The organism is Microcoleus sp. OTE_8_concoct_300 (genome assembly GCF_031383065.1).
GTDB lineage: Bacteria > Cyanobacteriota > Cyanobacteriia > Cyanobacteriales > Microcoleaceae > Microcoleus.
Map to the genome: position 1 here is coordinate 1 of NZ_JANMZH010000296.1, position 2,015 is coordinate 2,015.

1 protein-coding gene is annotated in these 2,015 nt (G+C 44.9%); it reads right to left on the reverse strand.

The genetic code is table 11. The annotated features are described in order from the left end of the window. Positions 1-124 precede the first annotated feature (124 nt). A complete protein-coding gene (locus tag ACUVJL_RS13680) occupies positions 125-1,870 on the reverse strand; it encodes an efflux RND transporter permease subunit (RefSeq protein WP_445246346.1) in 1,746 nt (581 codons plus the stop codon). Between the last annotated feature and the right edge of the window lie 145 nt (positions 1,871-2,015).

The following is a 2,015-nucleotide window of genomic DNA, read 5'->3' on the forward strand; positions in this document are numbered from 1 at the left end:
CCAGGAACTCAAAGAAGTCCCGAACAATTTTTTTTCAATAATGAATGAACAAATGGAGTCATATTTTAATTGGGATCTCGGTAAAAAATGAGTAAGATTACTCATTGACAACAGTGTTTTTAGCTTAACTTGTGAGTAATGCGTAAAGACTCGCTGTATTCACCCCGCTAGCGCGCCCGCCGCCCCCGCCGCTAGCGCCCCCGGAAACTGTCGGAGCACCTTCAGTCTCCAAAACGCTATCTACCGCTGGATTAGCTAGCAACAATTGAGTTGCTTGCTGCACTGCTGAATCTGTCTGCTGCAAAGTAGAACCCGGAGGCAATTCAATAGAGACAGTCGAAAGTCCGGTATCATCGCGATCGATAAACCCTGTAGGAATGTAAGGTATTAATTGAACGCTGCCGAAAAACAAAGCTACACCTAAAATTAGGACGATCGCCCGATGCTTCAGCGCCCAAGTCAAAAGCCTGCGGTACTGATAAGAAAGTTGGTCTTTTTTGAGTTCCTGATGGTGACCTTTATCCTTAAACAAATAAGCCGCCATCATCGGAGTTACGGTTCTAGCTACCAACAGCGAAAATAACACCGATGCCGAAACTGTCACCCCAAAAGGTCGAAAAAACTGACCAGGGATTCCCGGCATAAAAGCCACCGGCGCAAATACCGCAACAATCGTCATCGTAGTAGCAACAACAGCCAAACCAATTTCAGCAGAAGCATCCAAAGAAGCTTGATAGGGAGTTTTCCCCATCCCGACGTGCCGTTCAATATTTTCAATTTCGACGATCGCATCATCCACTAATATGCCCACCACCAGCGACAGCGCCAACAAAGTCATGCTGTTGAGGGTGTAGCCCAAAAGCCGGAGCACAGCAAAAGTAGGAATTGCCGACAGCGGTAAGGCAACAGAAGCAATTAAAGTTGCCCGCCAATCCCGCAAAAAGATTAAAATAGTTATTATCGCTAAAGCCGCCCCCAAAATCAAAGCATCCAAAGAAGCTTCATAAGAATCTCGGATGTGGTCTGCCAAAGTATAAATAAGTTCCAGCTTGACATCAGACGGCAAATTTTTTTCCAGTTTTTTAACAGTTTCCCGCACCGCTTCTTCTACAGTTACCAGAGTGCTGCCGGTACTGCGGAGAATAGAAAAAGCCACCACAGGTTTGTTGTTGAGTCGCGCCGCCTGACGAGCTTCTGCATAGCCTTCAGCAACTTTTCCCAAACTCGAAAGCGGCACAAAACCGCCTTTAGGCAAAGTAATTTGATAAGCTTTCAACTGTTCAATAGTTTTAGCACTGCCGAGGGTACGGACTGTTTGCTCGGAATTGCCAATTTCAGTTCTGCCGCCCGGTAAATTGATGTTAAAATTGCGAATTTGGTCATTAACTTGAGTAGCTGTAATGCCGAGACTTTGCAGTTGTTCGGGATTTAAATCCACTCGAATATCCCTGTCTCTGCCTCCGATTCGCTGCACTTGAGCCACACCTTTGACAGAGAGGAGGACGCGGCTGATGTTTTGGTCAATTAATTCGCTTAACTGTTCTACGGTTTGGCGATCGGAAACAACCGCGTAAGACATAATAGAACTGCCGGCAAATTCGACTCGCTTGACAACCGGGTCGTTAATGTCTTGGGGCAAGCTTTGGCGGATTTGGGCGATCGCATTGCGGACATCATTAGTAGCGCGATCGCTATTTGTTCCTAATAAAAAGTTGACTGTAGTATTAGAATAACCATCATTAACTGTAGAGATAATGTGGTCAATATTGCCCAAACCCGCCACAGCATCTTCTACTTTTTTCGTGACTTGAGATTCAAGTTCTGCTGGATCGGCCCCCGGTTGGCTGACAGATATCGAAACAGAAGGCACATCAATAAGTAGTTAAGCAAAATTAATTACATAATTATCTCCAAACTCTTTAAGAATTTTTTCTACAGATGAAACAAGAGATTGCCAGCTAGAGTAGGCATCTATTTCGAGCCATGTATATTTGATAAACCGCCACAAAATTTCA